The 2,562-nt window shown below is 68.7% G+C and carries 2 protein-coding genes; both read left to right on the forward strand.

Going from position 1 to position 2,562, the window contains the following annotated elements:
* Positions 1-458 precede the first annotated feature (458 nt).
* Entirely contained in the window at positions 459-1,154 is a 696-nt protein-coding gene (locus ABZ459_RS52665) for a DUF6193 family natural product biosynthesis protein (RefSeq protein ID WP_357989083.1), read from the forward strand.
* A 48-nt stretch (positions 1,155-1,202) separates the two neighbouring features.
* Positions 1,203-1,865: a recombinase family protein gene (locus ABZ459_RS52670; RefSeq protein WP_357989085.1), complete on the forward strand. Its 663-nt coding sequence runs from the start codon at positions 1,203-1,205 to the stop codon at positions 1,863-1,865.
* Positions 1,866-2,562: the final 697 nt, after the last annotated feature.

Consider the following 2,562-nt stretch of genomic DNA (forward strand, 5'->3'; position numbering starts at 1 on the left):
TCCAGTCCCGTAACCCACTCCCGCAGATCAGCAGCGGTTAAGTCATCTGGCATGTTTACACGCTACAGATCTCAAAGCCTCGCTGTAGTACTAGAACCGGCCGAGCCTCGGGCAGCTCCGACCGGAGGAAGTCGCGCAGCGTCGCAACATCAACCATGGCGTGAAGCTACCTGATCAGACCCGGCCGAACTGATACCCATGCCTGGCGGCCCGAGCCAACCGGCACCCCGTAGTCCGATCACAGGCGGGGGCGCAATCGGTCGACTCCGCCCCCTCGCCGGATCCGATCTGAATGCCGTGCCCGACCTGCTGGAACGGGCCGTCGATCCAATCGGATCCGATCCCGACTTACGCCTCCCCTTTTCGCCTCCTATGATGGCCGCCACCGCAACACCACACGGGCAGAAGATCGGAATCTTATGAGCTGCGAACCCGACCCGGCTGCCCTCTACCCGGACGTGGCCGCCCACGGCAGCCTCGCCGCAGCACTCCACGCCGCAGCCGCCGGCCAGGGCCTGTCCCTGCCCCTGGCCGTCACTCCCTCCGATCCACTCCGCCATGCCACGATCGCCAGCCTCATCCCGCATCGCCACTCGTCCTACGTCACGGCGTGGCATCACGAACGGCGCTGGACCATCTGGGGCTCGTCTAACAACAGGCTCATGATCTGCGGCGCCACCGAGGATCTGCGTGAGCTTCCTCAAGTGATCCGCGGGTGGGCCGAAGGAGCCAGCCTCGAGGAGATCGGGCAGGCCGCACTCTTCGACATCCTGACCGGACGTTTCGAGGTGCCCGACAACAACCCCGCCGACATCATCGCCTCAGAGTGGCAGTGGATGCTCAAAGACGCCCGCGACGCCGACTGGCCCGAATACCAGGCCCTCATCGAGGCCGCCTACGCCGAACCCAGGCTGCGACGGCTCTACCCCTACACCAGCCACTGGGAGCTGGGCTTCTCCAGCACACCCGACTACCCGTTCTCCCGGCCCTTCGTCTGGATTGACGCACCACGAGGAGCCGGCGGCTACACCATCAGCGAAGGGCGCAACGACCCCGACCCGATGCAGATCCCCACACCCGCCGAAGCAATCGCCATCGCCGTCGACCGAATTCCCGCCGACCTGCAGCAGACATCCCTTGAGGACCCCGCGTAGGACTCCTGAAATCAACCCCGGCCGACCTGGGAAGGGGCACGATCGGGTATGGCCGACCGTATCTACCTTCGGTATTCCACCGACAAGCAGACCGATACCCGCCAACGACACGCCTTGGCCACGCTCCTGGGCGCCGGCGCCCTCACTTATGAGGACCCCGCCACTTCCAGCCGCCAGCTCTCCCTGGATCGCGCGGGATTCACCCGGCTCCTGCACGAGGCCGCTGTCGGCGACACCATCCGCATCGCCGACGCCGCCCGTCTGTTCCGCTCCGTGGCCGACATGCTCGCCCTGCGCCCCGTGCTCATCCGGCGCGGCTTGCACTTGCGCGTCGAATCCGGGCTGCTGTCTGGCATCGACCTTGCCTCAGATGACCCCGGCACCAAGATGATGGTCTCCGTGCTCGCCGCAGTGCTGGAGTTCCAGCGCGACATGATCAGCGAGAACACCCGCCAAGGCGTCGCTGCCGCCGAGGCCTCCGGCAAAACCCTCGGCCGCCCCACCGCCCTCGACGCCGCCCTCGCCGCCGACGTCGTAGAGGCCTACCGGGGCGGCATCGCCGTCAAGGCCCTCGCCCGCCAGCACCACGTCGCACCCAAGACCATCCGCCGCGTCCTGGACAACGCTGGGGCTCGCCAACCGCCCGACCATCTCGACACCCTCCCCGCCACCGGCGAACCCGCCTCCGATCCCGCGCTCGACGCGCACTGACGCTCGATCTTCCTGGCCTGCTCGCCGACCACCTACGCGTCGTCGGCGACGAGACCGTTCGCCAGGCCATCGACGCCGGGCGAACCATCCGCCGCGGTCAAGGCCACACGGTCCGCGTCACCGCCCCGCTAGACCTCCACCGAGCCGCACTGGAGCAGAGCGTCGCACTCGCCGATACCGCCAGCCCCGCTGCACGCAAAGCACACCGCGTGTATACCGCCCGCGTCGCAACAGCCTGCCTCTAACACCAGGAACTCGCAGGTCAGGGCCATATCCGTTGCATTTTCGCCGTTTGCTACGGGAGCCCCCTCGGTGACGGCGATCTGGTGCGCCAGCGGCGCGATCGGCCCGGCGGCCTCGCGCGGCAGCCGGATCAGCACCTCCGCCCGCGCCGCGAGCGGCGACTCACAGGCGTCGGTGACCAGCGCGAGGCGCGCACCGCGGCGATCTGGCGGACCAGCTCCCACACCTGCCGCGGCTGCGCGGGTCGAGCCCGATGGTCGGCTCGTCGAGGAACAGCAGGTCAGGGGTGACGATGAGGCCGGTCACTCCCCGCCGACTGGCTCGCCGCCGCCGTCATCGGGCTCCAGCACACCGCCGCAGCCGAGGTCTCCGGCGGCCGTCTCACCCCGCCTGAGGCGGCGGCCCTGTGCCTGCGGAGCACGCTGCGCCTCTGCGGCGCCGCCGCGCACTGAAC

It is taken from the genome of Nonomuraea sp. NPDC005692 (assembly GCF_040631115.1).
Lineage (GTDB): Bacteria > Actinomycetota > Actinomycetes > Streptosporangiales > Streptosporangiaceae > Nonomuraea.